This window comes from Microbispora rosea, assembly GCF_044460045.1.
Lineage (GTDB): Bacteria > Actinomycetota > Actinomycetes > Streptosporangiales > Streptosporangiaceae > Microbispora > Microbispora rosea.
Map to the genome: position 1 here is coordinate 717289 of NZ_JBITJO010000001.1, position 25801 is coordinate 743089.

The 25801-nt window shown below is 71.4% G+C and carries 26 protein-coding genes, 1 tRNA gene and 1 riboswitch; of the genes, 10 read left to right on the forward strand and 17 right to left on the reverse strand.

Annotated elements, in window-relative coordinates:
- Window positions 1–4: 4 nt before the first annotated feature.
- From ACIBK1_RS03440 to ACIBK1_RS03460, 5 genes are read right to left on the reverse strand one after another with little or no spacing between them, the layout of a single operon-like run.
- On the reverse strand, window positions 5–1462 hold the full coding sequence (locus ACIBK1_RS03440; RefSeq protein WP_030511036.1) for a peptidoglycan D,D-transpeptidase FtsI family protein: 1458 nt from the start codon (window positions 1460–1462) through the stop codon (window positions 5–7).
- Window positions 1459–2805 carry an FtsW/RodA/SpoVE family cell cycle protein gene (locus ACIBK1_RS03445; RefSeq protein ID WP_030511035.1) on the reverse strand — a complete coding sequence of 449 codons (1347 nt, stop codon included), beginning with the start codon at window positions 2803–2805 and terminating at the stop codon, window positions 1459–1461. The genes ACIBK1_RS03440 and ACIBK1_RS03445 overlap by 4 nt, the downstream gene beginning before the upstream one ends.
- A 26-nt stretch (window positions 2806–2831) precedes the next feature.
- The gene (locus ACIBK1_RS03450) at window positions 2832–4106 is read right to left on the reverse strand and encodes a Stp1/IreP family PP2C-type Ser/Thr phosphatase (protein WP_030511034.1); all 1275 of its coding nucleotides are present in this window, start codon (window positions 4104–4106) and stop codon (window positions 2832–2834) included.
- The gene (locus ACIBK1_RS03455; RefSeq protein ID WP_030511033.1) at window positions 4103–4567 is read right to left on the reverse strand and encodes an FHA domain-containing protein FhaB/FipA; all 465 of its coding nucleotides are present in this window, start codon (window positions 4565–4567) and stop codon (window positions 4103–4105) included. Before ACIBK1_RS03455 ends, ACIBK1_RS03450 begins: the two co-directional genes overlap by 4 nt.
- 17 nt (window positions 4568–4584) lie before the next feature.
- A complete protein-coding gene (locus ACIBK1_RS03460; protein WP_030511032.1) occupies window positions 4585–5325 on the reverse strand; it encodes an FhaA domain-containing protein in 741 nt (246 codons plus the stop codon).
- 157 nt (window positions 5326–5482) lie between these two features.
- Between ACIBK1_RS03460 and ACIBK1_RS03465 the strand changes: the two genes are divergently transcribed.
- A tRNA-Leu gene (locus ACIBK1_RS03465) sits at window positions 5483–5565 on the forward strand.
- Window positions 5566–6202: 637 nt separating this feature from the next.
- On the opposite strand, the gene ACIBK1_RS03470 is transcribed toward ACIBK1_RS03465, so the two are convergent.
- Both ACIBK1_RS03470 and ACIBK1_RS03475 read right to left on the reverse strand, forming a co-directional pair.
- A complete protein-coding gene (locus ACIBK1_RS03470; RefSeq protein ID WP_363421720.1) occupies window positions 6203–7219 on the reverse strand; it encodes a hemolysin family protein in 1017 nt (338 codons plus the stop codon).
- A complete protein-coding gene (locus ACIBK1_RS03475) occupies window positions 7216–8700 on the reverse strand; it encodes a hemolysin family protein (RefSeq protein WP_357312929.1) in 1485 nt (494 codons plus the stop codon). Before ACIBK1_RS03475 ends, ACIBK1_RS03470 begins: the two co-directional genes overlap by 4 nt.
- Before the next feature lie 254 nt (window positions 8701–8954).
- Between ACIBK1_RS03475 and ACIBK1_RS03480 the strand changes: the two genes are divergently transcribed.
- Window positions 8955–10208, forward strand: coding sequence for an LCP family protein (locus ACIBK1_RS03480; protein WP_396731989.1), 1254 nt, complete (start codon window positions 8955–8957; stop codon window positions 10206–10208).
- Between the two features lie 70 nt (window positions 10209–10278).
- On the opposite strand, the gene ACIBK1_RS03485 is transcribed toward ACIBK1_RS03480, so the two are convergent.
- Window positions 10279–10929 (reverse strand): GOLPH3/VPS74 family protein, encoded by a 651-nt coding sequence (locus ACIBK1_RS03485; RefSeq protein WP_030511028.1) that lies wholly within the window; start codon window positions 10927–10929, stop codon window positions 10279–10281.
- 43 nt (window positions 10930–10972) lie between these two features.
- Here ACIBK1_RS03485 and ACIBK1_RS03490 point away from each other — a divergent pair, with 43 nt between their 5' ends.
- From ACIBK1_RS03490 to ACIBK1_RS03505, 4 genes are all read left to right on the forward strand, one after another.
- Window positions 10973–11578: a TenA family protein gene (locus ACIBK1_RS03490; RefSeq protein ID WP_030511027.1), complete on the forward strand. Its 606-nt coding sequence runs from the start codon at window positions 10973–10975 to the stop codon at window positions 11576–11578.
- Between the two features lie 23 nt (window positions 11579–11601).
- Complete coding sequence (locus ACIBK1_RS03495) at window positions 11602–12480, forward strand: Fpg/Nei family DNA glycosylase (protein ID WP_396731992.1); 879 nt, start codon at window positions 11602–11604, stop codon at window positions 12478–12480.
- 92 nt (window positions 12481–12572) lie between these two features.
- Window positions 12573–12896: a rhodanese-like domain-containing protein gene (locus ACIBK1_RS03500; RefSeq protein WP_030511025.1), complete on the forward strand. Its 324-nt coding sequence runs from the start codon at window positions 12573–12575 to the stop codon at window positions 12894–12896.
- A gap of 55 nt (window positions 12897–12951) precedes the next feature.
- A riboswitch (TPP riboswitch) is annotated at window positions 12952–13069 on the forward strand.
- The gene (locus ACIBK1_RS03505) at window positions 13059–14399 is read left to right on the forward strand and encodes a purine-cytosine permease family protein (RefSeq protein WP_363421728.1); all 1341 of its coding nucleotides are present in this window, start codon (window positions 13059–13061) and stop codon (window positions 14397–14399) included. It overlaps the preceding riboswitch by 11 nt.
- Before the next feature lie 55 nt (window positions 14400–14454).
- Here the strand turns inward: ACIBK1_RS03505 and ACIBK1_RS03510 are convergent, their stop codons facing one another.
- The 4 genes from ACIBK1_RS03510 to ACIBK1_RS03525 form a co-directional block, all read right to left on the reverse strand.
- A complete protein-coding gene (locus ACIBK1_RS03510; RefSeq protein ID WP_030511023.1) occupies window positions 14455–15051 on the reverse strand; it encodes a TetR/AcrR family transcriptional regulator in 597 nt (198 codons plus the stop codon).
- A gap of 24 nt (window positions 15052–15075) precedes the next feature.
- Entirely contained in the window at window positions 15076–15801 is a 726-nt protein-coding gene (locus ACIBK1_RS03515; RefSeq protein WP_357312941.1) for an ABC transporter ATP-binding protein, read from the reverse strand.
- Window positions 15798–16940: an ABC transporter permease gene (locus ACIBK1_RS03520; RefSeq protein WP_396731995.1), complete on the reverse strand. Its 1143-nt coding sequence runs from the start codon at window positions 16938–16940 to the stop codon at window positions 15798–15800. Before ACIBK1_RS03520 ends, ACIBK1_RS03515 begins: the two co-directional genes overlap by 4 nt.
- Before the next feature lie 359 nt (window positions 16941–17299).
- Window positions 17300–17860 carry a methylated-DNA--[protein]-cysteine S-methyltransferase gene (locus tag ACIBK1_RS03525; RefSeq protein WP_030511020.1) on the reverse strand — a complete coding sequence of 187 codons (561 nt, stop codon included), beginning with the start codon at window positions 17858–17860 and terminating at the stop codon, window positions 17300–17302.
- A 341-nt stretch (window positions 17861–18201) separates the two neighbouring features.
- Here ACIBK1_RS03525 and ACIBK1_RS03530 point away from each other — a divergent pair, with 341 nt between their 5' ends.
- Both ACIBK1_RS03530 and ACIBK1_RS03535 read left to right on the forward strand, forming a co-directional pair.
- Window positions 18202–20052 carry a PAS domain-containing protein gene (locus tag ACIBK1_RS03530; RefSeq protein ID WP_030511019.1) on the forward strand — a complete coding sequence of 617 codons (1851 nt, stop codon included), beginning with the start codon at window positions 18202–18204 and terminating at the stop codon, window positions 20050–20052.
- Window positions 20053–20201: 149 nt separating this feature from the next.
- The gene (locus ACIBK1_RS03535; protein WP_308441062.1) at window positions 20202–20654 is read left to right on the forward strand and encodes an ATP-binding protein; all 453 of its coding nucleotides are present in this window, start codon (window positions 20202–20204) and stop codon (window positions 20652–20654) included.
- Between the two features lie 143 nt (window positions 20655–20797).
- Here the strand turns inward: ACIBK1_RS03535 and ACIBK1_RS03540 are convergent, their stop codons facing one another.
- From ACIBK1_RS03540 to ACIBK1_RS03555, 4 genes are all read right to left on the reverse strand, one after another.
- Complete coding sequence (locus ACIBK1_RS03540; protein ID WP_156081148.1) at window positions 20798–20974, reverse strand: hypothetical protein; 177 nt, start codon at window positions 20972–20974, stop codon at window positions 20798–20800.
- A 26-nt stretch (window positions 20975–21000) separates the two neighbouring features.
- Window positions 21001–21663: a YidC/Oxa1 family membrane protein insertase gene (locus ACIBK1_RS03545; protein WP_396731999.1), complete on the reverse strand. Its 663-nt coding sequence runs from the start codon at window positions 21661–21663 to the stop codon at window positions 21001–21003.
- Between the two features lie 73 nt (window positions 21664–21736).
- Entirely contained in the window at window positions 21737–22018 is a 282-nt protein-coding gene (locus ACIBK1_RS03550; protein WP_030511015.1) for a DUF6412 domain-containing protein, read from the reverse strand.
- A gap of 1 nt (window position 22019) precedes the next feature.
- The gene (locus tag ACIBK1_RS03555) at window positions 22020–22187 is read right to left on the reverse strand and encodes a hypothetical protein (RefSeq protein ID WP_167769268.1); all 168 of its coding nucleotides are present in this window, start codon (window positions 22185–22187) and stop codon (window positions 22020–22022) included.
- A gap of 191 nt (window positions 22188–22378) precedes the next feature.
- Here ACIBK1_RS03555 and ACIBK1_RS03560 point away from each other — a divergent pair, with 191 nt between their 5' ends.
- Both ACIBK1_RS03560 and ACIBK1_RS03565 read left to right on the forward strand, forming a co-directional pair.
- Window positions 22379–23092, forward strand: coding sequence for a response regulator transcription factor (locus ACIBK1_RS03560; RefSeq protein ID WP_030511014.1), 714 nt, complete (start codon window positions 22379–22381; stop codon window positions 23090–23092).
- Window positions 23089–24204: a sensor histidine kinase gene (locus ACIBK1_RS03565; protein WP_030511013.1), complete on the forward strand. Its 1116-nt coding sequence runs from the start codon at window positions 23089–23091 to the stop codon at window positions 24202–24204. Before ACIBK1_RS03560 ends, ACIBK1_RS03565 begins: the two co-directional genes overlap by 4 nt.
- A 54-nt stretch (window positions 24205–24258) precedes the next feature.
- On the opposite strand, the gene ACIBK1_RS03570 is transcribed toward ACIBK1_RS03565, so the two are convergent.
- Window positions 24259–25794 carry a multicopper oxidase family protein gene (locus ACIBK1_RS03570; RefSeq protein ID WP_396732002.1) on the reverse strand — a complete coding sequence of 512 codons (1536 nt, stop codon included), beginning with the start codon at window positions 25792–25794 and terminating at the stop codon, window positions 24259–24261.
- Window positions 25795–25801 lie beyond the last annotated feature (7 nt).

Consider the following 25801-nt stretch of genomic DNA (forward strand, 5'->3'; position numbering starts at 1 on the left):
TCGGTCACCGCCCGAGCACCGCCTGCATCACGTCGTGCGCGATCGGCGCGGCCACTGCACCGCCGGTCGCGTCGTTGCCGGCGCTGCCGGACTCCACGAAGACCGCTACGGCGACCTTCGGGTCCTCCACGGGGGCGAAGGAGATGAACCACGCGTGCGACGGCTTGCCCGGCAGGGTCTCCGCCGTTCCGGTCTTGCCCGCCACGGTGATGCCGGGGAGCCTGGCCGCGCCGCCGGTGCCGTTCTCGATCACGCCGATCATCATCTTGGTCAGCTCGCCGGCCACCTCGGGCGTGACGGCCTCGTCCAGCTCCTCGGGGTCGGTCCCGTCGATCTCCGCGCCGTCCGGCCCCATGATCTTGTTGACCAGGTACGGCTTCATGACCGTGCCCTGGTTGGCGATGCCGGCCGCGACCATCGCCATCTGCAGCGGGGTCATCTGGTTGCTCTGCTGGCCGATCGCGGTCTTGGCGAGAGCCGCCTTGCCCTCGTCCGGGCCGATGTTGCTGGCCGCGACGTTGAGGGGGATCTCCAGCGGCTGGCCGACCCCGAACTTCTCGGCCTGCTCCTTGAGCTTGTCGTAGCCGACGTCCATGCCCATGATGGCGAACGGCGTGTTGCAGGAGATGGTGAGCGCCTGCACCAGCGTCGCCCGGCCGCCGCACGACTCGCCGTGATAGTTGGGCAGCGAGATGCTCGTGCCCGGCAGCGGCAGCGAGTCGGGCGCGTCGACCTGCGTGTTCTCGTCGCGTGAGGTGTCGTCGCTGAGGAAGGCCGCCGAGGTGACCGTCTTGAACGTGGACCCCGGGGCGAACGTCAGGTCGATGGCCCGGTCGAGCAGCGGTTTGTTGTCGTCCTTGTCCAGCTTGTTGTAGGCCTTGTTGACGGTGTCCTTGTTCGCCTTGGCCAGCGGGTTCGGGTCGTACGACGGCACCGACACCATCGTCAGGATCTTGCCGGTCTTCGGTTCGAGCGCGACGACCGCGCCGCGCTTGCCGGTGCCGGCCAGGTCCTTGTACGCGATCTCCTGGGCCTTGCTGTTCAGGGTGAGGTCGACGCTCGCGCCCTTGGCGGGCTTGCCGCTGACCATATCGATGGCCCGGCGGACCACCAGGTCGGGGTGGCTGCCGTCGAGGTAGCGGTTCATGGCGGCCTCGATGCCCGAGGCGCTCTCCGGCGCGAACCAGCCGACCACGTGCGTGAACGGCTTGCCGAGCGGATACTCCCGCTCGAACCGGAACTGCTTGTCGCCGGTGTCCACCGTCTTGGCCAGCGTCGTCTTGCCGTTGTCGGCCGTGATCCAGCCCCGGTCGATGTTGTAGCGGTTGAACAACATGCGCACGTTGCGCGAGTCGTTGCGCAGGCCCTCGGCCTTCACCGAGCCCAAGTAGGTCACGTTGGCCATGAGCAGGCCGAACATGAGCAGGCAGGCCACGGCGACACGCTTGAGCGGGCTGTTCATCGCTGCATCACCTGGGTCAGTCCCTCGTCCTGGATCGCCTGCGGCGGCGGTCGGCGGGCCGCGTCGGACATCCGTACAAGCAGGGCGATGAGCATCCAGTTGGCCAGCAGCGCCGAGCCTCCGGCGGACATGAACGGCGTCACGAGACCGGTCAGCGGGATGAGCCGGGTCACGCCGCCGACGATGATGAAGACCTGCCAGGCGAGGATGAACGACAGGCCGGCCGCGAGCAGCTTGGTGAACGGGTCGCGGGCGGCCAGCGCGGTGCGCAGCCCCCGCTCGACGATGAGCGCGTACACCATGAGGATGGCCATCAGGCCGGTGAGGCCGAGTTCCTCGCCCGTCGCCGTGAAGATGAAGTCGGAGAACGACAGCGGGACCTTGTACGGGTACCCCTGCCCGAGGCCGGTACCGAGGATGCCGCCCGAGCCCATGGCGAACATGCCCTGCATGAGCTGGAAGCTGCCGCCGCCCGCGTCGTACAGCGCGGGGTCCTCGGCGTGCAGCCAGACGTTGAAGCGGGCCTCGACGTGACTGAAGATCTGCCCGGCGAGGAAGGCGCCGCCGACGAACAGCAGGATGCCGATGAGCACCCACGAGGTGCGCTGGGTCGCGACGTAGAGCATCGCGACGAACGCGCCGAACAGCAGCAGCGAGCTGCCGAGGTCCTTCTGCATCACCAGGACGCCGAGGCTGATTCCCCAGGTGATGAGGACGGGACCGAGGTCGCGGGCGCGGGGCAGGTCGATGAAGAGCAGGCGGCGGCCCGCCAGAGCCAGCACGTCGCGCTTGGCGACTAGATATCCCGCGAAGAAGACGACCAGGGCCAGCTTGGCGAACTCGGCGGGCTGGATGCTGAAGGGGCCGATGCCGACCCAGATGCGCGCGCCGTTGATCTCCCTGCCGATGAAGGGCAGCATCGGCAGCACCAGCAGCGCGATGCCGGCGAAGCCAGCGGTGTAGGTGAAGCGCTGCAAGACGCGGTGGTCCCTCAACGCGATCAGTGTCGCGGAGAACATCACCACGCCGAGCGCCGTCCACATGAGCTGGTTCGCCGCCGAGGCGAGATGCTCCCCGGCCAGCTCGATCCGGTAGATCATCACCAGACCGATGCCGTTCACCAGCGTCACGAGGGGAAGCAGAAGGGGGTCGGCCCACGGTGCCCACTTGGCCAGCACCAGGTAGGCCGCGAGCATCAGACCGCCGAGGCCGAGGCCGTAGCCGAGCATGCCGGACGGGACCTTGCCGTTGATCCCGAGCCCGACGCCGGCGTACGCGCCCATCACGATCAGCACGGCGAAGGCGAGCATGCCCAGCTGGGCGCCGCGCCGCTTCGCGGTCATCGGTACGGGCGTGGCTTCGACAGCAGTCACTTACTGGACCTCGTGGGGGTCGGCGTCGACTTGGCGTCCGCCGTGGGCGTCGCCGAGTCGCCGAAGCTCTTGATCCTGGATATCCCGGCCTGCAGGTCGTCGACCGGGATGCCGCTGCGGACCTGGTCCTGCTGCACCGCCGGCAGCGACGAGACGCGGAGGTGGTCGGTGTAGGCGACCTTCTTGAAGGACACCGGCCCGACCTCCGCGTCGACGCCCTGGAAGACGACCAGCTCGTCTCCCTTGGCGCCTATGTAGAACTGGCTCTGGGTCCACTGATAGCCGAAGTAGCCGCCGACCCCGAGCGCGGCGGCGACGACCAGCACACCGACGGCCACTTTCGGGCCCGATCGGCTTTTGCGCGAACGCCGCGCGGAGGCCTGGGCCTCGCGCGCGGGTTCGTCGTCCAGGTCGTCGTCGATGATCACGGGTTGGGGTGCGGTGACGGTCGTGGCCCGGCCCGCGGGGGTGTCGGGCGGCGCCGAGCGGGCCCGGCCGGAGCCGGCCGCACCGACGACCGCCGCCGTCCCCAGGGGCGGCTGCAGGTCGTCCACCTCGACCACGTCGGCGACCACACAGGTGATGTTGTCCGGCCCGCCGCCTCGGTTGGCGAGGTCGATGAGCTGCCGGACGACGTCCTCGGGATCGTCGATCGTGCTCAGGGTGTGGTGCAGGGTCTCGGCGCTGACCACGGTGGACAGGCCGTCCGAGCACAGCAGGTAACGGTCGCCCACCTGGGCCTCCCGGTCCTGCAGGTCGGGATCGACCTCGCCGCTCCCGTCCAGCGCGCGCAGCAGGATCGAGCGCTGGGGATGGTTGGCGGCCTCCTCCTGGGTGATCCGCCCGTCGTCCACCAGTGACTGCACCAGCGTGTGATCGTGCGTGATCTGGTACAGCTCGCCGTTCCTGAGCAGGTACGCCCGGGAGTCGCCCACATGGACCAGGGCGAAGCGTGAGCCGCTCCAGAGCATCGCGGTGAGGGTGGTGCCCATGCCCTTGAGGCTCGGGTCCCGGGCCACCATCGCGTGCAGCTGGTGGTTGGCGTCCCGGACCGCCGCCTCGATGGTGCTGAGCAGGTCACCGCCGAAGGCGTCCCGGTCGAGGGACGACAGTGCGGCGATGGCGACCGAACTGGCCACCTCGCCGTGGGCATGCCCGCCCATGCCGTCTGCGACGGCCAGCAGGCGGCCGCTAGCGTACGCCGAGTCCTCGTTGCCTTCACGGAGGAGCCCGACGTCCGAGCGAGCGGCGTAGCGGAGTGCGATGGTCATTTGCGCAATTCGATGACGGTCTTGCCGATGCGGATCGGAACTCCGAGGGGCACCGGGGTCGGGCGGGTCACTTTCGAGCGTTCGAGGAACGTGCCGTTGGTGGATCCGAGGTCTTCCACGATCCACTGGCCGTCCTGAGGAAAGAGCCGGGCGTGCCGGCTCGAAGCGTAGTCGTCGCTGAGAACCAGCGTGGCGTCGTTCGCCCGGCCGATGGTGATTGGCGTCTCCGTGAGGTTGATGATGGTCCCTTGCAGGGGGCCACCGGTGACGATCAGCTGGCGGGGTTCGCCCTTTTTGGGCTTGGAAACCGATCGGGGCTGCTTGACCGGTTTGCGTGCGGGCGCGGGAGCCGTACGCGGACCGAACAGGTCTGTCCGGATGACGCCGACCGCGGCGATCACGAAGAACCACAGCACCGCCAGGAAGGCGAGCCGGATCAGCAGCAGCGTTAGCTCGGACATGGACCGTTTGTCTACCTCTAATCGCGCCTGAAAACCAGTGTCGTGCGGCCGAGCGTCACCCTCGTCCCGTCCTGCATCTCGATCCTGCGGATCGGCTGGCCGTTGATGAAGGTGCCGTTGGTCGAGCCCAGGTCCACGAGCACGACCTGCGGCCCTTCCACTCTTAGCTCGGCATGATGCCGTGATACGCCGGGATCCACCAGCCGAAGATCACAATCGGTTCCGCGGCCCAGCAAAGTGACCGGTGTGGTCAGCTCGTACGAGCGCTGGCCCTGGGGGTCGTCCTGCGTGGAGACGAGCAGCCGGGGACGGCCCTGGAACGCGCTGGGCCGGCCGGCCGGCACGTCGCTCGGCGGCTGTCGGATCTCGTCCTGCTCGACCGTGGCGCCCCGGATCACACCCGACCGGATGCGGAAGAGCCCGACCGCGAGGTCGTCTGCGGTCTCGAAACGCACCCGCACCGGCCCGACGAACGAATAGCCCTGCTCCTTGGCGTACTCCCGTGCGAGAGTGGCGAGCTCGTGGCTGATGCTGTCGGCGTACACCTCCAGCCGCTCGCTGTCGGTCGTCGACAGCTCCACCACGAAGTCGTTCGGCACGAGCGTGCGACCCTGAGCGACGATCGCGGCGCGCTCGTCCATCTCCCTCTGCACGGCGCTGGCGACCTCGACCGGCTGGAGATCGGACTTGAACGCCCGAGCGAAGGCACCTTCAACCAACCCTTCGAGCCTGCGCTCGAAGCGCTGAAGGACTCCCACCGGATCCCTCCCTTCCATTGCCACTATGGTCGCGACCGCTCCGGTGCTGCACTGAGCCCCTTCGCATCGTCGTTTAGAAGGATCGTATCCGGGTTCGTAAGCACGGGCGGATACGTGCTAACCTTTCCAGGCACCCAGAGATGGGGGTCAACCGCAAGGGCAAGTGGCGGAATGGCAGACGCGCACGGTTCAGGTCCGTGTGTCCGAAAGGACGTGGGGGTTCAACTCCCCCCTTGCCCACGAGAAAGCAGCCTCGTGTGGTCGGAAGCGAAGCTTCCCACCCGTGAGGCTTTCTCTTTGTCTCGCCCAGGGGGGCAACCCCCTGGAACCCCCGGGTAGACGGGCAGCCTCGTGTGATCGGAAGCAGAGCTTCCCCTCCGCGGGGCTTTCTTTTTGTGCCAAGAGTGGCAACCCCCCGGGACCTCCGAGCAGGTGAGCGGCCTCGTCCGGCCGGAAGAAAATCTTCCGCCCGGCGGGGTTCTTTCTTTGCACCGGGGAGGGGGATCACCCCCTGCGGCCCCCGGCCAGACGGGTGGCCTCGCCTGATCGCAAGCGAAGCGTCCACGTCCGGCCTCCCCTTCCGGCCCGTACGGCACGGGCACTCCTGACGATGTCGCGGCGGGGGCCCCGAAGATCGGGGCCCCTCCGTCGCGCACTGCACATTCTCAGGAGACCGCCTTTCAAACCACTTTCCCCGCGCTTGCACGGGGTGATCTTTACCCTCTGTCCCAGTTCGTGGGCGCAGACGTCTCGCAGTGGGAGATTTCCGGGGACATCGCGGGCGCCGGGGCGGGGTCGTGCCGCTCCCTGCCGCCCTGCGCTGCCCCTGCCGCCCCGGGCCGGCGCGCCCGCTCACGCGGCGGGCGCGCCGCATCCGTCAGGCGGCGAGCAGTTCGCCGACCAGAGTGGTGAGATCGATCACACCGACGGGTGTGCCGCCGGCGTCCGTGACGAGCCCGAGCTGCGCGCGGGCCTCCTGCAGCAGGGTCACGGCGTCGGAGATCGTGGTGTCCTTCGCCATGCGGGGGGCGGGAGTCGCCAGCTCGCCGGCCCTGCGTCCCGGCTGGAGGACCGCGTCGCGCACGTGGAGCACGCCGACCACGTCGCCGGGGGTCGTCGTGTGCGCGACGACCAGCATGCGCAGGCTCCCGCCGTGCGCGGCCGTCCGGCGGACGAGCAGGTCGTCGGCGTTCGCGGGCACCGAGGGCGCGTCGCCGACGGGCACCATCAGCCGCTCGACCGGCTGGGAGTGGACCCGCAGGGCGCGGGTGAGAAGGTCGTGCTCGTCGCGGTCGAGCATGCCCATCCGGCCCGACTCCGCGACCAGCATGGCGAGCTGGCGGGGTGTGCGGGTGGTGGCCAGCTCGTCGCGGGGCCGCACGCCGGCCAGCCGCAGGATGCCGTTGGTCAGCGCGTTCAGCAGGGCCAGGATCGGGCGGACGACCCAGGCGAAGCCGCGGAACGGCAGCGCCAGCCCCATCGCGGCACGCTCGGGCCGCGTGAGCGCCAGCGACTTGGGCGCCATCTCGCCGACGACCATGTGGAGGAACGTCACCAGGGCGAGCGCCACGACGTACGCCACGGGCGTGCGCAGCGACTCCGGCAGCAGCGTGAGGACCGGCTCCATCAGGTGCTCGATGGAGGGCTCGGCGACCATGCCGAGGCCGAGGGAGGCCAGGGTGATGCCGAGCTGCGCCCCGGCGAGCATGAGCGACAGCTCGCGTCCGCCCCTGACCGCGGCGCGGGCCGTGACCTTGGCCAGCATGCCGCCGTGGACGGCGATCTCCTCCAGCCGGTGGCGTCGGGCGGAGACCAGGGCGAACTCGGCCGCGACGAAGAACCCGTTGACGGCGAGCAGGACGACGCCGAGCAGAACGCCGGTGAGAGAACTCATGCGGGCCGTCCCTGGAACAGCGCGGAGAAGAGCTCGGGGGCGTAGTCGGCGCCGCCCCCGCCGCGGGCCGCCGTGCGGGCCTTCTCCCGCCCGTGCCGCTCCCCGGCGTCGGCATCGGCCGGCTCCTGGGCCGGCGCGTCCGCCGACGCCTCCGTCGACACCCGCACCCACTCGGGGACGCGGCGGCGCACGCTCAGGACCGTGAGCACGGCCCGCTCGGCGTCGTCGTCCCCGTCGTCGAAGAGGTGCGGCTCGGGCACGAGGCTGGAGACGACCCGGTCGCCCGGCTCGGCCATCCGGCCGAGGAGCGCGAGGACGAGGCCGGCCACGGTCTCGTAGTCCTCGCTCTCGGGCAGCCGGATGTGGGTGGCGCGCTCGACCTCGTCGAGGCGGAGGGTGCCCGGCACGTCCCAGACGCCCGCGCCGCGCCGTACGACGCCGAGCGGTTCGGGGTCGTTCTCGTCCACCAGCTCGCCGACGAGCTCCTCGGCGAGGTCCTCCAGCGTCACGACGCCGGCCAGACCGCCGTACTCGTCGATCACGCAGGTGAACGTCTCACCCGCGGAGGTCATCCGCCGCAGCAGCTCGGGCAGCGGCAGGGTCGCGGGGACGAGCAGCGGCGCGTGGGTGATGCCGCCGACGAGCCCGTCGGAGGGCGAGCCGGCCTTCAGATACTCGGGCAGCCCGGCCACCCCGACGACGTCGTCGGCGTCGGTGCCCAGGACCGGATAGCGGGAGTGGCCGTGCGTGCGCAGGGCGTCGAGGAACTCGTCGACCGGCCACTCGGCGCGCAGCGAGACCACGCGGGGGCGGGGGACCATGACGTCCTCGGCGGTGCGGTCGCCGAACTCCAGCGCCCGCTCCAGCATGTCCGCCAGCCGGGGCGGCAGCTCGCCGGCCGCGGCCGACTCCGCCACGATGCGCGACAGCTCCTCGGGGGTGGCGCCGTGTTCGAGCTCCTCGACGGGCTCGATGCCGAACAGGCGCACGAGCCGGGTGGCCGCGGCGTCGAACAGGCGGATGACCGGTCCGGCGACCACGAGATAGAGGTGCGTCGGACGGGAGAGGAACTTCGCGACGTCGTCGGGACGGGCGATGCCGAGGTTCTTGGGGGCCAGCTCACCGATGATCATCTGCACGACCGTGGCGATCGCGACCCCGAGGGCCACCGCGACACCGGGAACGGCCGAACCGGGCAGCCCGGCGGCCTCCAGGGGGCCGCGCAGCAGGTCGGCGATCGCCGGCTGGGCGATGAAGCCCACCAGCAGGGTGGTGACGGTGATCCCGAGCTGCGCGCCGGAGAGCATGAACGACAGGCGTCCGGTGATATCGAGCGCCCGGCGCGCCGCGACGTCGCCCGCCGCCGCCTGCTCGCGGAGGGTGCCGCGGTCGGCGGCCACGAAGGCGAATTCCTGCGCCACGAAGAATCCGGTGGCCAGGGTCAGAAGGAGAACGGCCAGGAGGCCCAGAGCGGCGCTCATCGGGCGGCCGCCGTGCGATCATGAGATCCCGTGCTGGTGCACGGGCAGGTACTCCAGGGGTCCGGAACGGACACGACGATCCTTTCGCGTGGTGGTATACCACCGTAACGGCTGGAATCTCTCCTGTGTTTCCCAGCAGCCTTTACTGACTGCTTAGAGGACGTCTGGGTACCGTGAAGACGGGGGCGCAGCGGTAAAGACTTCCGCCGCTGCGGACAAAGCAGTCGCAAGGACGCTGAGGGCTGGGGGTTCAGGTGGCCGACGAGGACGAGGCGACCCGTGCGTACCGGCGCGCGGCCCGGCCGCCGGCGGCTCCGCCACCGGCGGCCCAGCCCATGCCCGGCCGGCCTCAGACGGCCGCTCCGGCAGGGTCCGGCAGGGAGGACACGGTCCCCCGCGTCCGGTCCAAGGTGTACGGCAAGCCGCGCTCCGGCGACAGCCCGGTCCGTCCGCTCGGCGGGAACAAGCACGAGGCCGGAGACCGGGCAGGCGCCCCGCACGGCGGGGGCGGCGGGCCGACGGGCCGCGACGGGTCCGTACGCGGCGGCGGACGCGGGCCGCGACGGAGGGGCAGGATCGTCCTGCGGGTCGTCGTCGTGGTGGTCGTGCTCCTGCTCGTCGCCGCCGTCGCCGGATATTTCTGGATCGGGTCCCGGCTGAAGCCGGTCGAGTCGCTGACCGACTACGACGGACGGCCCGCCGAGACACCGGGCCAGGACTGGCTGCTGGTCGGGTCGGACAGCCGGGCGGGCCTGACGGCCGCACAGCGCAAGAAGCTGGCCACCGGAAAGGCGGTCGGCAAGCGCACCGACACGATGATGCTGCTGCACATCCCCGAGAGCGGCCGGCCGACCCTGGTCAGCCTGCCCCGTGACTCGTACGTCCCCGTCGAGGGGCACGGCAGCACCAAGCTCAACGCGGCCTACGCCTTCGGCGGGCCGAAGCTGCTGGCCAAGACGGTCGAGCGGGTGACCGGCATCAGGATCGACCACTACATGGAGATCGGCTTCGGCGGGTTCGTCGGCATCGTGGACGCGGTCGGCGGGGTCAACATCTGCGTGAAGCAGGACATCAAGGACCCGAAGGCCGGGATCAACCTGAAGAAGGGCTGCCAGGACATGGACGGCGGCACCGCGCTCGGCTATGTCCGCACCCGGGCCACCGGCGCCATCCCGGACTTCGAGCGCACCCAGCGGCAGCGTCAGTTCTTCTCGGCCGTCGTCCAGAAGGCCGCGAGCCCCGGCACGCTGATCAATCCGTTCACCTCGGTCCCGCTGGCACTGAGCGCGGCCGACTCCGTCGCCGTCGACCCCGGCACCGGCCTGTTCGACCTGCTGTCGGTCGGCATGGCGATGCGCGAGGGGCCGGTCGCCACCGCCGTGCCGATCGGCTCGCTGCCGACGATCGGCGGCCAGGCGGTGGTCAAGTGGGACACCCAGAAGGCGCTGCGCCTGTTCGAGGCGCTCGCCGCCGACAAGCAGGTGCCCAAGGACGTCATCACCAAGTAGGCCGTCGTCCCCGCGTGGGGGCACCGCCGCTCGCGCGGCGCACGACGTGCGCGGCACGAGCGGCAGGGGGTCAGCTCCCGGCGGTGGCGGCGACCGTCGCGGCGGTCGTGGCCGCGGCCACGGCGGCGTGGATCGACGCGATCGTCTTGCGAACGGCCTCAGCGGTCCACTGGCCCTCGGCGATCTCCTTGATCCGGCCCTTCGGCGCGTCGGGGAACGCCTTGCGGTCGAGCTTCGCCGCGTGCATGACCGCGATCAGGACCGCCGTCCGCTCGTCCGGCTCGGCTCCGGCCAGCACGTTATGAACGCGTTCCCGCACGCCCTGCTCGTGGCTCGGGTCGAGCTCGGGATAGCGCGTGGTGGGGAAGATCCCCAGGATCTTGCCCACCTGCTCGCTCAGCACGCCCCGGGCGGCCAGGCGGGTCAGCAGCCGCTTGCGCAGTTTGCTCGCACGGAGCTTGCCCACCCACCAGTCGGCCTTGCGCGGACCGCGCTCCTCGGCGATGCGGGTGAGGGCCGTGTCCAGCTCCTCCTCGCCCACAGGGGTGGGATCGACGGGCACGACCTTCGCGCCGTCGAGGTCCACCCGGCGGCGTACGGTCAGCTCCGCGAGCAGGGCCCCGGCGAGCGCGCAGTCGAGCTCCACCGACCCGATGACCGGCTTGCCGGTGTCTTCCCGGTAGGCCAGGAGCAGCACTTCCTCGGCGATCGTCAGTGTCACGGAGTCGAGCCTAACTCGCGGATTACGGCCACAATGAGCCCTTATGGGAATCTCTGCGGACCTGCATGCCATCGGGCGGCCGATGCTGGACGCCCAGCTCGCGCACCCGACCGTACGCGGCATCGCGGCGGGCGACCTGCCCGAGGCGGTCTTCCGGTCATGGCTGGAGCAGGACTACCTGTTCCTGCTCGACTACGTCCGGGTGTTCTCGCGGCTGGCCTGGCAGGCTCCGGACGCCCACCTCGGCGACCTGGTCGACCTGGCGCACGCGACGTGGCACGACGAGCTCGACCTGCACCGGTCGCTGGCGGCCGGCTTCGGCGCCGACCTCGACGGCGCGGTGAAGGGGCCGGCCTGCGCGGCGTACACCTCGTTCCTGCTGGAGTCGGCGGCGGACTACGGCGCGGGGCTGGCGGCGCTCTACCCCTGCATGTGGGGCTATTCGACGCTCGGCCGGATCCTGGCCGCCGATCCGCCGGCCGAGCCGCGCTACCGCGCCTGGGTGGACACCTACGCCGACCCCGGGTTCGCCGCCCTCGCCGCGCGCATCGCCGTGATGATCGACGAGGCGGCTCCGGACCCGGCGCGCGCCCGGGAGATGTTCGTCCGCGGCATGGAGCACGAACTCGCGTTCTGGGACGTCCCCTGACCGGCCGGGGTTAGTGTGAGGGCATGCCGGAGCTGCCCGAGGTCGAGGCGCTCGCCGAGTTCCTCCGCGAGCACGCCGTCGGCCGTGCCGTCATCGGGGTGGACGTGACCGCCTTCCAGGCGCTCAAGACCGTCGACCCGCCCGTCACCGCGCTCGCCGGGCTGCTCGTCACCGGCGTGGCGCGGCACGGCAAGTTCCTCGACGTCGACTGCGACGGCCTGCACTTCGTCACCCATCTCGCCCGCGGCGGCTGGCTGCGCTGGCGTGACGACCTCACCGGCGCCAAACCGGTGCGGCCGGGCAAGGGCCCGCTCGCGGTCCGGGTGAGGTTGTCGCCGGGCGAGGACGGCCGCGCCCCCGGGTTCGAGCTGACCGAGGCGGGCACGCAGAAGCGCCTGGCCGTCTACGCGGTGCGCGATCCCGAGGACGTTCCCGGCATCGCCGGCCTCGGGCCCGACCCGCTGGCCGAGGACTTCACGCCGGACCTGCTCAAGACGATCGTGGGCGGCAGCCGCGCGCAGATCAAGGGCCTGCTGCGGGACCAGAAGGTGATCGCGGGCATCGGCAACGCCTACTCCGACGAGGTGCTGCACGTCGCGAAGATGTCCCCCTTCAAGATCGCCGGAACGCTGACGGACGGCCAGGTCGCCGACCTGCACGACGCGATCGTGAGCACGTTGCGGGACGCCGTCGAGCGGGCCAGGGGGCTGGCGGCCAAGGACCTCAAGTCGGAGAAGAAGTCGGGCCTGCGCGTGCACGGCCGTACGGGCGAGGCGTGCGAGGTGTGCGGCGACACGATCAGGGAGGTGTCGTTCGCCGACTCGTCGCTGCAGTACTGCCCGACCTGCCAGACCGGCGGCAAGCCGCTGGCCGACCGCCGCATGTCGCGCCTGCTGAAGTAGGCGGGACTGAAAGGGCGCGGTCCGCGGATCACCGTGGGTCACAGCTCGCCGCCTGGGCCCGGGCATCGGTGGCGTGCCGTCACAATGGGCGCATGACATTGCCGGAAATCGCCCCCGACGCGTTGCCCGAGGACGCGTACCTGCTGGACGTGCGCGAGAACGAGGAGTGGGTGGCGGGCCACGCGCCCGGCGCCGTCCACATCCCGCTCGGCGAGCTGCAGACGCGGGCGGACGAGGTGCCGCACGACCGGCCGGTGTACGTGGTCTGCCGGGTCGGCGGCCGGTCGGCGCACGCCGCGATGTGGCTCAACCACATCGGCCGGGACGCCGTGAACGTGGACGGCGGCATGCGGTCCTGGGCCGCCGTCGGGCGCCCGATGGTGAGCGAGACCGGCGAGGCGCCCTACGTGGCGTAGGACGGGGGCGGCGTAGGAAAACGGTCAAAGAAGTGTCATAATCCCAAAGACATCATCAATACCCCGCGGGAGCTCGGGCGTGACCGGGCTGAGAGGGCGGATCGAACTCGTGCCGCCGACCGCATGAACCTGTCCGGATAATGCCGGCGTAGGGAGCGTGTGATGACTTCTGCCGTCGTCGACGACGTGCACGCGGAGGTTCCGCTCACTCTGGACGAGGAAGCCCCGAGGACGCTGGGCCTGCTCGACCAGGGTGCCTTCTGGGCCAACCTCGGCGTCAGCCTCCTCGGCTTCTCGGGCGCGTTGTTCCTGCTCGACCCGCTGGGCGGCAAGCCGCTCACGTTCACCGCGGCGGTGCTCGCCGCCGTCGTCGGCAGCCTGCTCGGGACCGCGATGGTCGGCCTGGCCGCGATCCCCGGCGTACGCACCGGGCGGCCCGCGATGGTGCTGCTGCGTGGCCTGTTCGGGGCCCGGCTCTCGTACATCCCGACCGTGCTGAACATCGTGCAGATGCTCGGCTGGGGCGCCTTCGAGCTGTGGGTCATCGCCAACGGCGCGCAGGCGCTGTTCGGCACGGCGGTGCCGTACGCGGTGTGGGCGGTGGCGGCGGGTGCGTTGACGATCGCGCTGACGATCCGGCCGCTCGGCGCGCTGCGGCTGCTGCGGCGGTACGTCACGGCGGGCGTGGTGATCGCGATGATCTGGCTGTCGATCGCCCTGTTCCGGCAGGGGCCGTCCGTGGGGGGCGGCACCTGGGACGCCTTCGCCCCCGCCGTCGACTACGTCATCGCGCTGTCGGTGTCGTGGGTGCCGATGGCCGCCGACTACGCCAGGCACTCGCGGTCGAGCGGCGCGGCGTTCACCGGCGTGGTCGCCGGATACACGATCGCCCAGGTGGCCTGCCTGGCCCTCGGCATCGCCGCGCTCGCCCTGGTCGGCAACGACGGGGACAAGGTGTGGGACCCGTTCGTGGCCGCCCCTCTCGGGGTCGTGTTCTTCGGCATCCTGGTGCTGCGCGAGGCCGACCAGTCGTTCGCGAACGTCTACTCGACGACCGTGTCGATCCAGAACCTCGCGCCGCGCTGGGACCGCCGGGTGATCTCGGTCGTGATCGGCGTGCTCACCACGCTGATCGCGCTGTTCGCCGACGTGAACTCCTACGGCGCGTTCCTGAGCGTGATCGGGGCGGTGTTCGTGCCGATGTTCGCCGTGCTCGTGGTGGACTACTTCCTGCTCGGCGGGGCCGCCCGGTGGAACACGGCCGAGGACGCCCCCTCGCGCTGGCTCATGGTCGTGCCGTGGATCCTCGGGTTCGCGGCGTACTGGATCGTGACCTCCACCCCGACCGTCGGCTGGTGGGACGGGATCTGGACCGAGGTCCGCCTCGCCCTCGGGTTCGTCCACCAGCCCTGGATGAACGCCGCGCTCGCCGCGTTCCTGGTGGCCGCGCTGGCGACCGTGGCGCTGTCCGTCCCGGCCCGCCGCCTGCGGTCGCGCCGTTGAGTTCATCGAGCCTCACCTGACGCTCCACGAGCCGTTCGAGGGCGCGTCCGGCGGGTCAGGACGGGCGGACGGTCGTGCCCGCGGTGCGCACGAACGGTTCCAGCAGCGCCCGTGCGGACTCCCAGGCGGTCTGCAGGTCGGTGCCGGACTCGATCAGCCGGGACCCGGCGAACACGATGGCGTTGATCATCTCCGCGGTCTCGGGCACCGCGGAGACGCCGAGATCGCGCAGCGCCCGCACGAGCGGCTCCAGGAGCTGCCGGTGCATGGCACGGCTCTGCTCGGCGACCGTGTCGCCCGGCGCGACCTCCGCGAGGACGGTGGCCAGCGCGTGCTCACCCTCGCTGATGAGCTCGAAGTTGGTCAGCACGTAGGCGAGCACGCGGTCGCCGGGGGTCGCGGCGGCGTCCATCGCCGCGGCGACCCCCGCCGACCAGCGGGGGAAGACGTCCTCCACCAGCGCGTTCAGCAGGTCCTCTGAGGACCGGAAGTACTGGTAGAGACTGGGGCGGGCCAGCCCGGCGCGCTCCGCGACCCGGGTCAGCGTCGGCGGCCGGCCGGTCTCCGCGAGGATCTGCCTGGCGGCGTCGAGCAGCGCCCGGTGCTGGGCGGCCCGATGCTCGGCAACGGTAGACGCCCGGATGCGTGGCACCTGCTCCCCTCCACCGTGGTCGGCCTATTCCGACAGTCTCCCATCCACCATCGACAGGACGCGATCGCAGTGGCCGAGCACATCGTGATCGTGGGTGACCATGATCGTCGCGACGGCGGACTCGTGCGTCTCGTGCGCGAGGAGCGTGACGATGTCGTCGCTGCGGGCGCGGTCGAGCGCGGCGGTCGGCTCGTCCACGAGAAGCACAGCCGGACGCGTGACGAGTGCGCGGGCGATGCCCACGCGCTGCCGCTCGCCGCCGGACAACTGGTGGGGACGATGCCCGGCGCGGTGCCCCATGCCCACCCGGTCGAGCAGCTCTCGCGGGTCGTGACCGTCGGCCGGGCGTTTGCCCCCCACGTCGAGCGCGAAGCGGAGCTGGTCGAGCGCGGTGAGGGCCGGGATGAGGTTGCCGGACTGGAAGACGAACCCGATCCGTTCGCGGCGGTGCCGCGCCTTCTCGCGGGTGCTCGCCCGGGTGATGTCGACGCCGTCGAGCAGCACCCGGCCGGTGTCCGGCGTGGTGAGCGCGCCGGCGACGGCGAGCAGGCTCGACTTGCCTGAGCCGGACGGCCCGACGATGGCGACGAACTCGCCGGGCGCCACCCCGAGGTGCACGTCGTCGAGCGCGGTGACCGTGGCGTCCCCGTCGCCGAGGGTCAGGGTGACGCCCTCCACCAGCAGGCCGCCGCGTTCCTGAGCGCCGGACCGGAGCGAGTCCGGGCGCGGGGACGTCGAGCTGGTGGTCATCTTTGCCCTCCCAGGGCTGCGAGCGGGTCGACGCGGACGATGCGGCCCACGGCCGCCACGGCGCCGGCGAGGCCGAGGCCGATGAGGAGCAGGGCGGCGAGGACGATCGGCCCCACCTCCAGCAGGAACGGCATGGGAGTCGTGGTGAGCAGGCTGCCGCCGCCCACCCCGATCAGGAAGCCGACGGCGGTGGACACGGTCAGGATGACGGTCGCCTGGATCAGCGTGTCCCGCATGAGATAGCCGGTCGAGGCGCCCATGGCCCGTATGACGGCGAGCTCGTGTTTGCGCTGGATCGTCCACACAGTGAAGAACGTCCCGACGACGAGCGCGGAGATGGCGTACAGGAAGACCTGGATCAGCGTGAGCGTGGAGGTCTCGGCGGAGTAGCCGGGGGAGGCGTTGAAGGACTCCCCGAGCGTCATGCTCGTGGTGCCCGCCGCGGCGTCGCCGCCGGGCAGGTCGATCCGGTTTCCGTCCCGGGCGCGCAGGGCGATGGCCGTGGCCTCCTCGTATGCCCCGTCACGCACCTCGTCTCCCGGCCCGGCGCCGGCGTGCACCTGCTGCCAGGTGCGCAACGGCAGGTACGCCACGTCGACATGCCCGAAGGTGCGCTGGTCGCCGGTGGTGCCGACGACCTTGAGCCGGGTGCCGAGGCGGTCGACGACGACGGTGTCGCCGATCGCCACGCCCTCGTCCAAGACGGTCTTGCTGACCACGATCCCGTCGGGGTCGCCGAGTCCGGCGCCGTCGGAGACGGAGGGTGCGAGGAAGGAGCCGGGATCGACGCCGAACAGGGCCAGGTCGATCGGCACCTGCGCGCCGGCGGAGGTCGTGGCCTTGGCGTTGACCAGCGTGTTGCCGAACGGCGCGGCGTCGCCAATGTCGTCGCGGCCCTTCCACACCTCGGCCTGGCTCACGTTGACGGTGCTGCGGGAGAAGGCGGAGTCGGTCTTGGTGCCCTCGGCGAAGGCGAACGCGGTGACGGGCAACCGCTTGAGCCCGGAGACGCCGTCGTTGACGAGCCCGGAGGAGAGGCCGGACAGCAGCACGACGAGGATCGCGATGAGGGCGACGACTCCGCCCATCAGGCCGAAGCGTGCGCGGGCGAAGACCAGCTCGCGCCAGGCCAGGAACATGACACTCCTCAGAAGCAGGAATTCAGGGACGACGAGCGCCCCGACTTCCCGACGCGCCGTTGGTAAACATACCAACAGTGCGTCGGGAAGATAGCGTGCGCATGGTCTTGGCCGGCGCCTCTCAAGGTGAGATCGGTCTCGAACGCACCCGCACTGAGCCCCGAGGACCCCGAGGCCCTCGCCGCCCTCGGCGCGCGCTCCTGGACGCCGGCAGCCCGCGCCGCATGCCGCGCCGCATCCTGTGCTGCATCCTGTGCGCGACGACCTCGCCGTACGCGCCGAGCGCACCGTCGGGGCCGCCCGCCGCACCTGACCCTCGGCGGGTGCTCCAGGCGATGCCGGCTCTCGGAACTACCCGGCTAGAGAGCGCCCTCCAGGCGGAGCAGGTGCTCCTTGGCCGCAGGGCCGCCGGCGTACCCGCCGAGCGAGCCGGGACCATCCACCGCCCGGTGGCACGGCAGGAGCAGGCAGACGGGGTTGCCGGCCAGGGCGTTGGCCACCGCGCGGGGCGCCTGCGGCCGCCCGATCCGCTCGGCGATCTCCTGATAGGTGGTGACGCTGCCGTACGGCACGGCCGGCATGAGCTGGATCACCGTACGGCTGAAGCCGGTGACCAGGCGCAGGTCAACGGAAAGGGAGAAGGTGCGCAGCCTGCCCGTGAAGTACGCGTCCAGTTCCCTGCGCAGGGGATCGATGCGGCGCGGGTCGGGCCCGATGAACGAGCCGACGGCGCGGGAGACTCGGGCGAAGACCTCGTGCTCGTCCTCGTAGGTGCAGGCCAGCACGCCGCGCGCGGTCACCGCGAGGACCAGGCGGCCCACCGGCGCGTCCATGGTGCCGAAGGCGACCTCGGGCGGGGTCACGCCGACGTAGCCCGGCGAGGTCACGCGGAGCAGGGCTTCGAGGTCCTCGGTGGACATGGGCGCCCCACTTTCTCTTCTCTGCGTGCAGGCAGCGTATCGGAGCGGTCGCGAGGTGACGGAAAACCCCAAGATCAAAAGGTGAAAGACGGCACGATGGGGACGTGGGTGACAGCAGCGTGGACGGCCGGGCGGCGGACCTCGCCCCCGCGGTCCCGGACGCCGCGGTCCCGGACGCCGTGGGTGCGGACGCCGCGGGTGCGGACGCCGGGGCTCCGGACGTCGCTGCCCTGGGCGACGCGGCTTCCGCCGACGACGGCCATCCGGCTTCCGGCGCCGTTGCCCTGGATGACGCTGCTCTGGATGATGCCGCCCTGGGCGACGCGGCTTTCGGCGACGCGATCCTCGACGACGCCGATGAGGGCCTCGCGCGTGCGGTCCTGGCCGGCTCCCCCGACGCGATCGTCGCGCTCGACCGCGACCTGGCGGTGCTGAACTGGAACGCGGCGGCCGAGCGGCTGTTCGGCTGGCCCGCGTCCGATCTGCTGGGCAGGCGGGCCCCGCTTGTGCCCGACGAGCTGATGGCCGAGCACAACGCCGTGCTCGAACGCGTACGCGCGGGCGGCCGGGTGTCGCTGACCACCAAGCGCCTCCACCGCGACGGGCGGCTGCTCGATCTGCGGGTGGACACGAGCGCGTTGTGCTCGCCGTCCGGCGTCCTGCTGGGCTACGTGAGCGTCTACCACGCCGCCGAGGACGACGACGCCGCGCACGGCAGGATGGTGCGCCGCGCCCGACTGGTGCGGCGGCTGACGGACGTGGTCGGCGACATCAACGCCGAGCTCGACCTGCCCGTCGTGCTCGACCGCATCGCCGCGAGCCTGACCGAGCTGACCGGCGCCGACGCCGGCGGTTTCGTGTCCATCGAGGGGGAGCGGCTGCGCCTGGTCGGCGTCCACCAGTTGCCGGAGACGCTGCGCGGGGCCACCGCGGGGCTGCACACCAGCCTGGTCGCCAAGCTGCTGCGCACCGGCAAGACCGTGCTGCTCGAGACCGGCCCCGAGGGCTTTCAGGACCTGATCTGGGCGCGGGTGCCCGGCCTGCACACGATCGCCGTCGGCATCGCCGCCGTGGGCGGGCGTCCCTATGGAGCGCTCTACGCGTTGTTCGCCCGGCGCAAGGCGAGCCATCTGGAGCTCGAACTGCTCGAACTCCTCGCCGGGCACGCCGGCATCGCGGTCGCCAACGCCATGGCCTACCAGGACGCGGTGCGGCAGCGCGCCCACGAGCGGGCCGTCTTCGACGCCAGCGCCGACGGCATCGCGGTGCTGGACGGCGCGGGCGCGGTCGTCCGGTGGAACCCTGCGGCGGCCGAGCTGACGGACCACCCGGCGGACCGGGTCATCGGCAGGCCGTTGCCCTTCCCGCTGCCGGCGCCGGGGGAGAAGCTCACCTTCCAGCTCCCGTCCGGCCGATGGCTCGACGTGCTGTGCGCGGAGATCCGGGAGACGGGGGAGACCGTCGTCGACTTCCGCGACGTCACCAGGGCCAAGGAGCTGGAGGAGGCCAAGGACCTGTTCCTCGCCACCACCAGCCACGAGCTGCGTACGCCGATCACGATCGTGCACGGCTTCGCCAGCACGCTCGACTCGCGGTGGGACCACCTGTCCGACGAGGAGCGGCGTTCGGCGGTCCACACGATCGCCGAGCGCGCCCGCTCGCTCGGGCAGCTCATGGACCACCTGCTGCTCGGCGCGCGGGCGGGCGCGGAGGAGCTGAAGGTCAGGGTCGAGCCCTTCGACCTGGCCGCCCGGGTGCACGCGGCGACGCTCGGGCTGCCGGTGCTGTCCGACCGGCACCGGCTGGAGGTCGACATCCCACCCGATCTCCCCTTCGTGTACGGGGACGCGCTGGCCACCGACATCCTCCTCGCCCAGCTGCTGGAGAACGCGTTCAAGTACTCCCCCGACGGCGGCCTGATCCGGGTCGAGGCGTGGCCGGAGGACGACCGGGTCGTGCTGGTGGTGGACGACGAGGGAGTGGGCATCGCGGCGGGCGACCGGGAGCGGATCTTCGAGCGGTTCGTCCAGGCCGACAGCGGCAACCGGCGCAGGTTCGGCGGGGTCGGGCTCGGGCTCTACATCGTGCGCAACCTCGCCCGCGCCCAGGGCGGAGACGTCGCCGCGCTGGCCCGATCCGGTGGGGGAACCCGGATGCGGCTGGTGTTGAACTCCGCAGGATCTTCATCCTGATAAGACAGATCGGAGCGTGGCGTCACCACTTAAGGACTGAACTATTGTCCAATGTGCACAAGCTGTGATCCGGGGCACGGTTTCCCGGCCGAGTAAGCGGGGCATTTCGGTCGTACTGGCTTGTGCAGCAGGAACGGGGGATCGGGGAGGTGAGTGCGTCGAGCGTCGTGATGCTGCCGTACGCACCGTCGAGCGTCGCCGTCGCACGTCAGCGCCTCAGCGCCGATCTTTCGAGCGCGGGGCTGCTCGCCTCCGCTGTCGACGACGTCGTTCTGATCATGAGCGAACTGCTGAGCAACGCGCTGCGACACGCCCACCCTCTCCCGTCCGGGCAGCTCAAAGTGGCGTGGCTGTGCTCGGACACCCAGGTCGAGGTGGCCGTGAGCGACGGGGGCGCGTATACGGAACCCCGCGCGGGCCGCCCGACTCTCTCGTCCCTCGGCGGTCGCGGACTCGGCATCGTCGAATACCTGGCCGAGCGCTGGGGAGTGAGGCACGAGGAGGAGACGACCACCGTCTGGGCCGTCGTCCCCGCCTCATGGCCAGCCCAGAACGGGCATCACGAGCTGTCCGAAACACCGGTGCTGCGCGAGGTCGGCTGAGCGTCCCCGCCGCTACGCCGCGCCCATGTCGTCACGCTGCGCTTTCGCCGTCGCGCCGCCCCCTCCGCCGCCGCGCCGAGTGCTCTGCCGTCGCGCTGTGTGCTCTGCCGTCGCGTGCTCGCTGTCGCGCCGTTCTTCCGTCGTTACGCTTCGCCTCCGCCGCCGAAGGCGTGCTCCATGCAGGCCAGGTCGTCCCTGGAATCCCACGACTCGGTGACGATGAAGCCGAGCCGCTCGTAGAGAGCGATCGCGGTCGTCCGCAGGCCGTCCCCGCCGGCGTCCCCGGCCGCCCAGGTCACGATCACGTGGTCACGGGTCATGCTGTCAGCACTCCAGCTGCCCGCAGTCACGCCGTGCGCGGATAGAGCACGGCCCGCTCGGCCGTCGTCCAGGCGCTGCTCACGAGCAGGTAGACGCCCGCCGCGAGTGGGAGGAAGGCCGCCACGGCCACGGTCCAGAACGGTGTGAGGAGCTGGATGCGCCGCATCGGAGCCGTGGGCTCGACCTTGCGGGCGGCGATCACGGCCACGGCCACGAGCAGCGCCAGCAGCAGCGCGAACACCGCGACCGGCGGGCTGACCAGGCCCGCCCCGGCGACCGCGGCCGCGAGGTGCTCCCCCAGCGGCACGCCGAGCACGCTCTGCGCCAGCAGCAGGTTCGGGTGCCCCGCGATCACGGCGGCGGTGAACAGCCGGTAGGTCACCATGAAGAACGGTGACTGCGCGAACGCCGGAAGGTAACCGGTGAACTGGCCGACGCCCTCCTTGGCGTACACCGCGTTCACCTCACGCATGAGCCGCTGCGGGTCGTTCTTCCACCGCGTGCGGAGCCTGTCCACCTGGGGAGCGAGCCGCGTCCTGATCCGCTGGGCACGGGCGACGCGGACGCTCAGCGGCAGCAGCGACAGCCGTACGGCGAGGGTGACGAGGACGATCGCGAGCCCGCCGCCGGTGACCTGGCTGAGCGCCTCGATGAGCCGGTAGGCGGGGTCGAGCACGAAGTCGAACATGGGAAGCCTTTCGTCTGTGGCCTTCTGCCGATGGATGAGGGCATGACGAAAGCGCTCGCGACCGGATGGCCGGTCAGACGAGCGCGGGGCTTCTTGATGGTGCGCGGGGACGGGGACGGCCGGGCGCGCCGGGATCGCGCAGCCTGACCATCGCCGTCTCACCGGTGTACGACGGCCTGCCCGGCCCCTGACGCAGAACGGGGACGCCGGTCAGCCGGCAGAGCATCCAGGCGAAGACAAGGACGGCCACGCCGGCCAGGCCGGCCGCGGTCAGCGCGCCGGGGCCCGAGGGCCCGGCGGCCAACCCGGCCAGCAGCCAGACGAGCGATCCGACGGCGGCCTGGAGAGCGTTCACCTCAGCGGGACAGCTTCCCGACGACGGTGACCGCGACAACGACGACGAGGGCGATGATCCCGATGATGAACAGGAACTTCAGCGTCGCGAACAGTGCGGGGATCACGAGTCCGAACACCAGCCACAGGGCCAGGAGGATCCCCAGTACGGTCAGTACGGTACGGGCCATGGCCCCAAGGTACGCGGTGACACCGACAACCGCGAGCTTGATCCAGAATCGGTTCGCATACCCGCGATCCATGAGGTTTCACGTGAATCATCGTGTTTGGCGGCGAATGGTCAGGACTGCTCGCGTGGCCGGTTCTTACGAGACGGTGACGGGGCTCGGCCGGGTGGTCCGGCGGACGTACCGTTGAATCCGTGCCTGCGCCGAAGACTCCCCCGAATCCCGCCCGTGTCCTCGTGGTGGACGACGACCCCACCGTCGCCGAGGTGGTGGCCCGCTATCTGGAGCGGGACGGGCACGAGGTCGAGTGCGTGGGCGACGGGGCAGAGGCGCTGCGGCGGGCCCTGGCCGACCCGCCCGACCTGATGGTGCTCGACCTGATGCTGCCCAAGCTCGACGGCCTGCAGGTCTGCCGCAAGCTGCGGGAGCGGTGGCCCGTCCCGGTGATCATGCTGACCGCCCTCGGGGAGGAGATGGACCGGGTGGTCGGCCTGGAGACCGGCGCCGACGACTACGTGGCGAAGCCGTTCAGCCCGCGCGAACTGGCCCTGCGGGTGCAGTCCGTGCTGCGGCGGGCCCGCGGCGCACTGGTGCCGACGGGCACCGGAGTGTTGCGCGACGGCGACCTCGTGGTGGACGTCGGCGCCCACGAGGTGCGCCTGGGCGGAAAGGAGATCACGCTGACCGCCCGGGAGTTCGACCTGCTCGTCTACCTGCTGCGCAACCCCCGTCAGGCGTTCAGCCGCACGGCCCTGCTCGACCAGGTCTGGGGCTGGTCGTTCGGTGACTCCTCCACGGTGACGGTCCACGTGCGCAGGCTGCGGGAGAAGATCGAGGACGACCCCACCGATCCGCGCCGCATCGTCACGGTCTGGGGCGTCGGCTACCGCTACGAGCCCCTGCCGTGATCGTCCAGATCGTCGCGGTCGCCGCCGGCCTCGGCCTCGTCATCGCGGCCCTCGGTCTGGCGCTGCTGCGGGTGCTGCGCCGCCGGTCCATCGGCGTGATGCTCGCGGTCGTCGCTGCCGTGACGGTCGCCGCGACGCTGGCCGGGGTGGTCGCCATCACCCTTGCCATGATCATCGATGGGGGGCCGAAGAACATCGTGCTCAGTGTCGTCGCCATCGGTGGCCTGGTGGGCCTCGGCGTCGCGCTGGTGAACGCCCGCACTGTGGTGCACGCCAGCAGGAGCCTCGTCGGCGCGCTGGAGAGCGTGCCGCCCTCCGGCCGGTTCACCCCGCCGCGCGCGCCGCTCCCCGCCGAGCTGCAGACGATCAGCACCGCACTCGAGCAGGCGTACGAGCGGCTGCGGCTGGGCCACGAGCGTGAGCGGGCGCTGGAGAGCGCGCGCCGCGAACTGGTCGCCTGGGTGAGTCACGACCTGCGCACTCCCCTCGCGGGCATGCGGGCGATGGTGGAGGCACTGGAGGACGGGGTGGCCGACGACCCCGAGACCGTCAAGCGCTACCACGTCCAGATCAGGGTGGAGGTCGACCGGCTCGCGGGGATGGTGGAGGACCTGTTCGAGCTGTCGCGCATCCACGCGGGCACGCTGCGGCCCAGGCTGACCCGCACGGGGCTCGGCGACCTCGTCGCGGACACCCTCGCCGCCGTCGAACCGCTGGCCCGCGCCGAGGGCGTGCACCTGACCGGCGAGGCGGACCCGCGGGTCCCGGTGTCCGCGGACGCCGGGCAACTCGGCCGGGCCGTACGCAACCTGGTGGTGAACGCCATCCGCCACACGCCCGCCGGGGGCACGGTCGTCGTGCGGGCGGTGGCGGAGGGGACGATCGCCCGCCTGTCGGTGCTGGACGGCTGCGGCGGCATCCCGGAGGCGGACCTTCCCCGCGTCTTCGACGTGGCGTTCCGTGGCGAGGCGGCGCGGACGCCCGGGCCCGACGGCGGCGCCGGGCTCGGCCTCGCGATCGCGCGCGGCATCGTGGAGGCCCACGACGGCGAGATCGGCGTGGTCAACGAGGGGCCCGGCTGCCTGTTCACGATCACGCTGCCCCTGGCCTGACGGCGCGTCGGCCGACCTACGCGATCAGGTTCGCGTACAGGCCCCGGCAGGGACTCACTCCGGCTCGTTTCCCGCCGTCCCGCCCACAGTGAAGGGCGTGGTGACTCCCTCGTACATGAGGTGGGCGACCAGACCCTCCGTGGCGTGCGGCAGGTTGTGGCAGTGGTCCATCCAGATGCCCGGGTTGTCGGCGACGAAGGCGATGTCGTACGACTCGCCGGAACCGACTTCGAGCGAGTCCACCCACCAGGGGCTTCCCGTCGCGCGCACGCCGTCGCGGCTCAGCACCACGGCGTGGTGGCCGTGCAGGTGCATCGGGTGCGGCTCGCCGCTGTCGTTGACGATCCGCACCCGCACCACATCGCCCTCCGCGACGACGAACATCGGCACGTCGGGGAACATGTGACCGTTGATCGTCCACCAGATGCCGGGACGTCCGTCCAGGAAGCCCGGGCGGCGCCCGATCTCGTAGTCGAACCGCCGATCGGGCCGGTCCGGGTCGAACCCGAGCGGCGCCCGCGTGCCGTAGGAGAGCAGGTCCAGCGAGGTCGCGGGCCGGGGGACGGCGGGCACGTCGTACGACCGCGAGCCGAGCACGACGCCGGCCGGGCCGCCGATGTGCACCCGCACCGGCGAGCCGTCCTCGGGCATGGTCACCTCGATGTCGGCCCGGCCTCCCGCCGTGACCATCACGGCGGTGTCCCGTACGGGAGCGGGCTCGTGCAGGTCCGTGCCGTCGACGGCGGCGAGCCGGAACGGGGCGCCGGCGACCCATACGGGCGTCTGGCCGTTCTCCGTGTTGATCACCCGGACCCGCACCCGTTCGCCGGGGCGCGCCTCGGCGCGGACGTCTCCCTCCCGTCCGTTGATCGTGCGGACCCCGTCGTAGAGGTGCAGCAGCGCCACGACGTCGGCCGTGCCCGCCGGCGGTCGGGCAGCCGGGGTCACCACCAGGGCGCCGAGCAGACCGCGGCGCACCTGCTCGTGGGACATCTGGTGGGAGTGGTACCAGAAGGTGCCGGCCTGGCCGGCGACGAACCGGTAGGTGAACGACCTGCCCACGCCGACCGCGTCCTGGGTGACGCCGGCGACCCCGTCCGCAGCGTTGGGCACGTCGACGCCGTGCCAGTGCAGGGTGATGCCGTCCGGCACCGACTCGTTGACCAGGCGGACCTGCACCAGCTGCCCGGCGGTCGCGTGGATGACCGGGCCGGGCGAGGCGCCGTTCAGCGTGTATCCGTCCACGGAGTGGCCGCCGGCCAGCCGGAACCGCTGCCTGCGCGCGACCAGGGTGATCACGACGTCGGCCGCGCGGTCCTTGTCGGCCGTCAGCGACGTCAGGCTGCGCGCCGACGCCGGGTGCGCCGAGTGCCCGCTGTGCTCCGCGTGCGAGCCGTGCGCGGAGGTGTCCGCGGCGGCCACGTGGGTCAGGGCGCCGCCGTAGTCCGCGTACCCCATGTCCATGACGGAGTACGCGCCAGGCATGAGACTGTCCTGCCACATCCAGGCCGGCGGGCCGAGCAGGGCGATGGTCGCGGCGCCCGCCAGGGCGAGCCGGAGGCGGGCGCCGCGACGGCGAGTCCCTTCCATGCGCGAT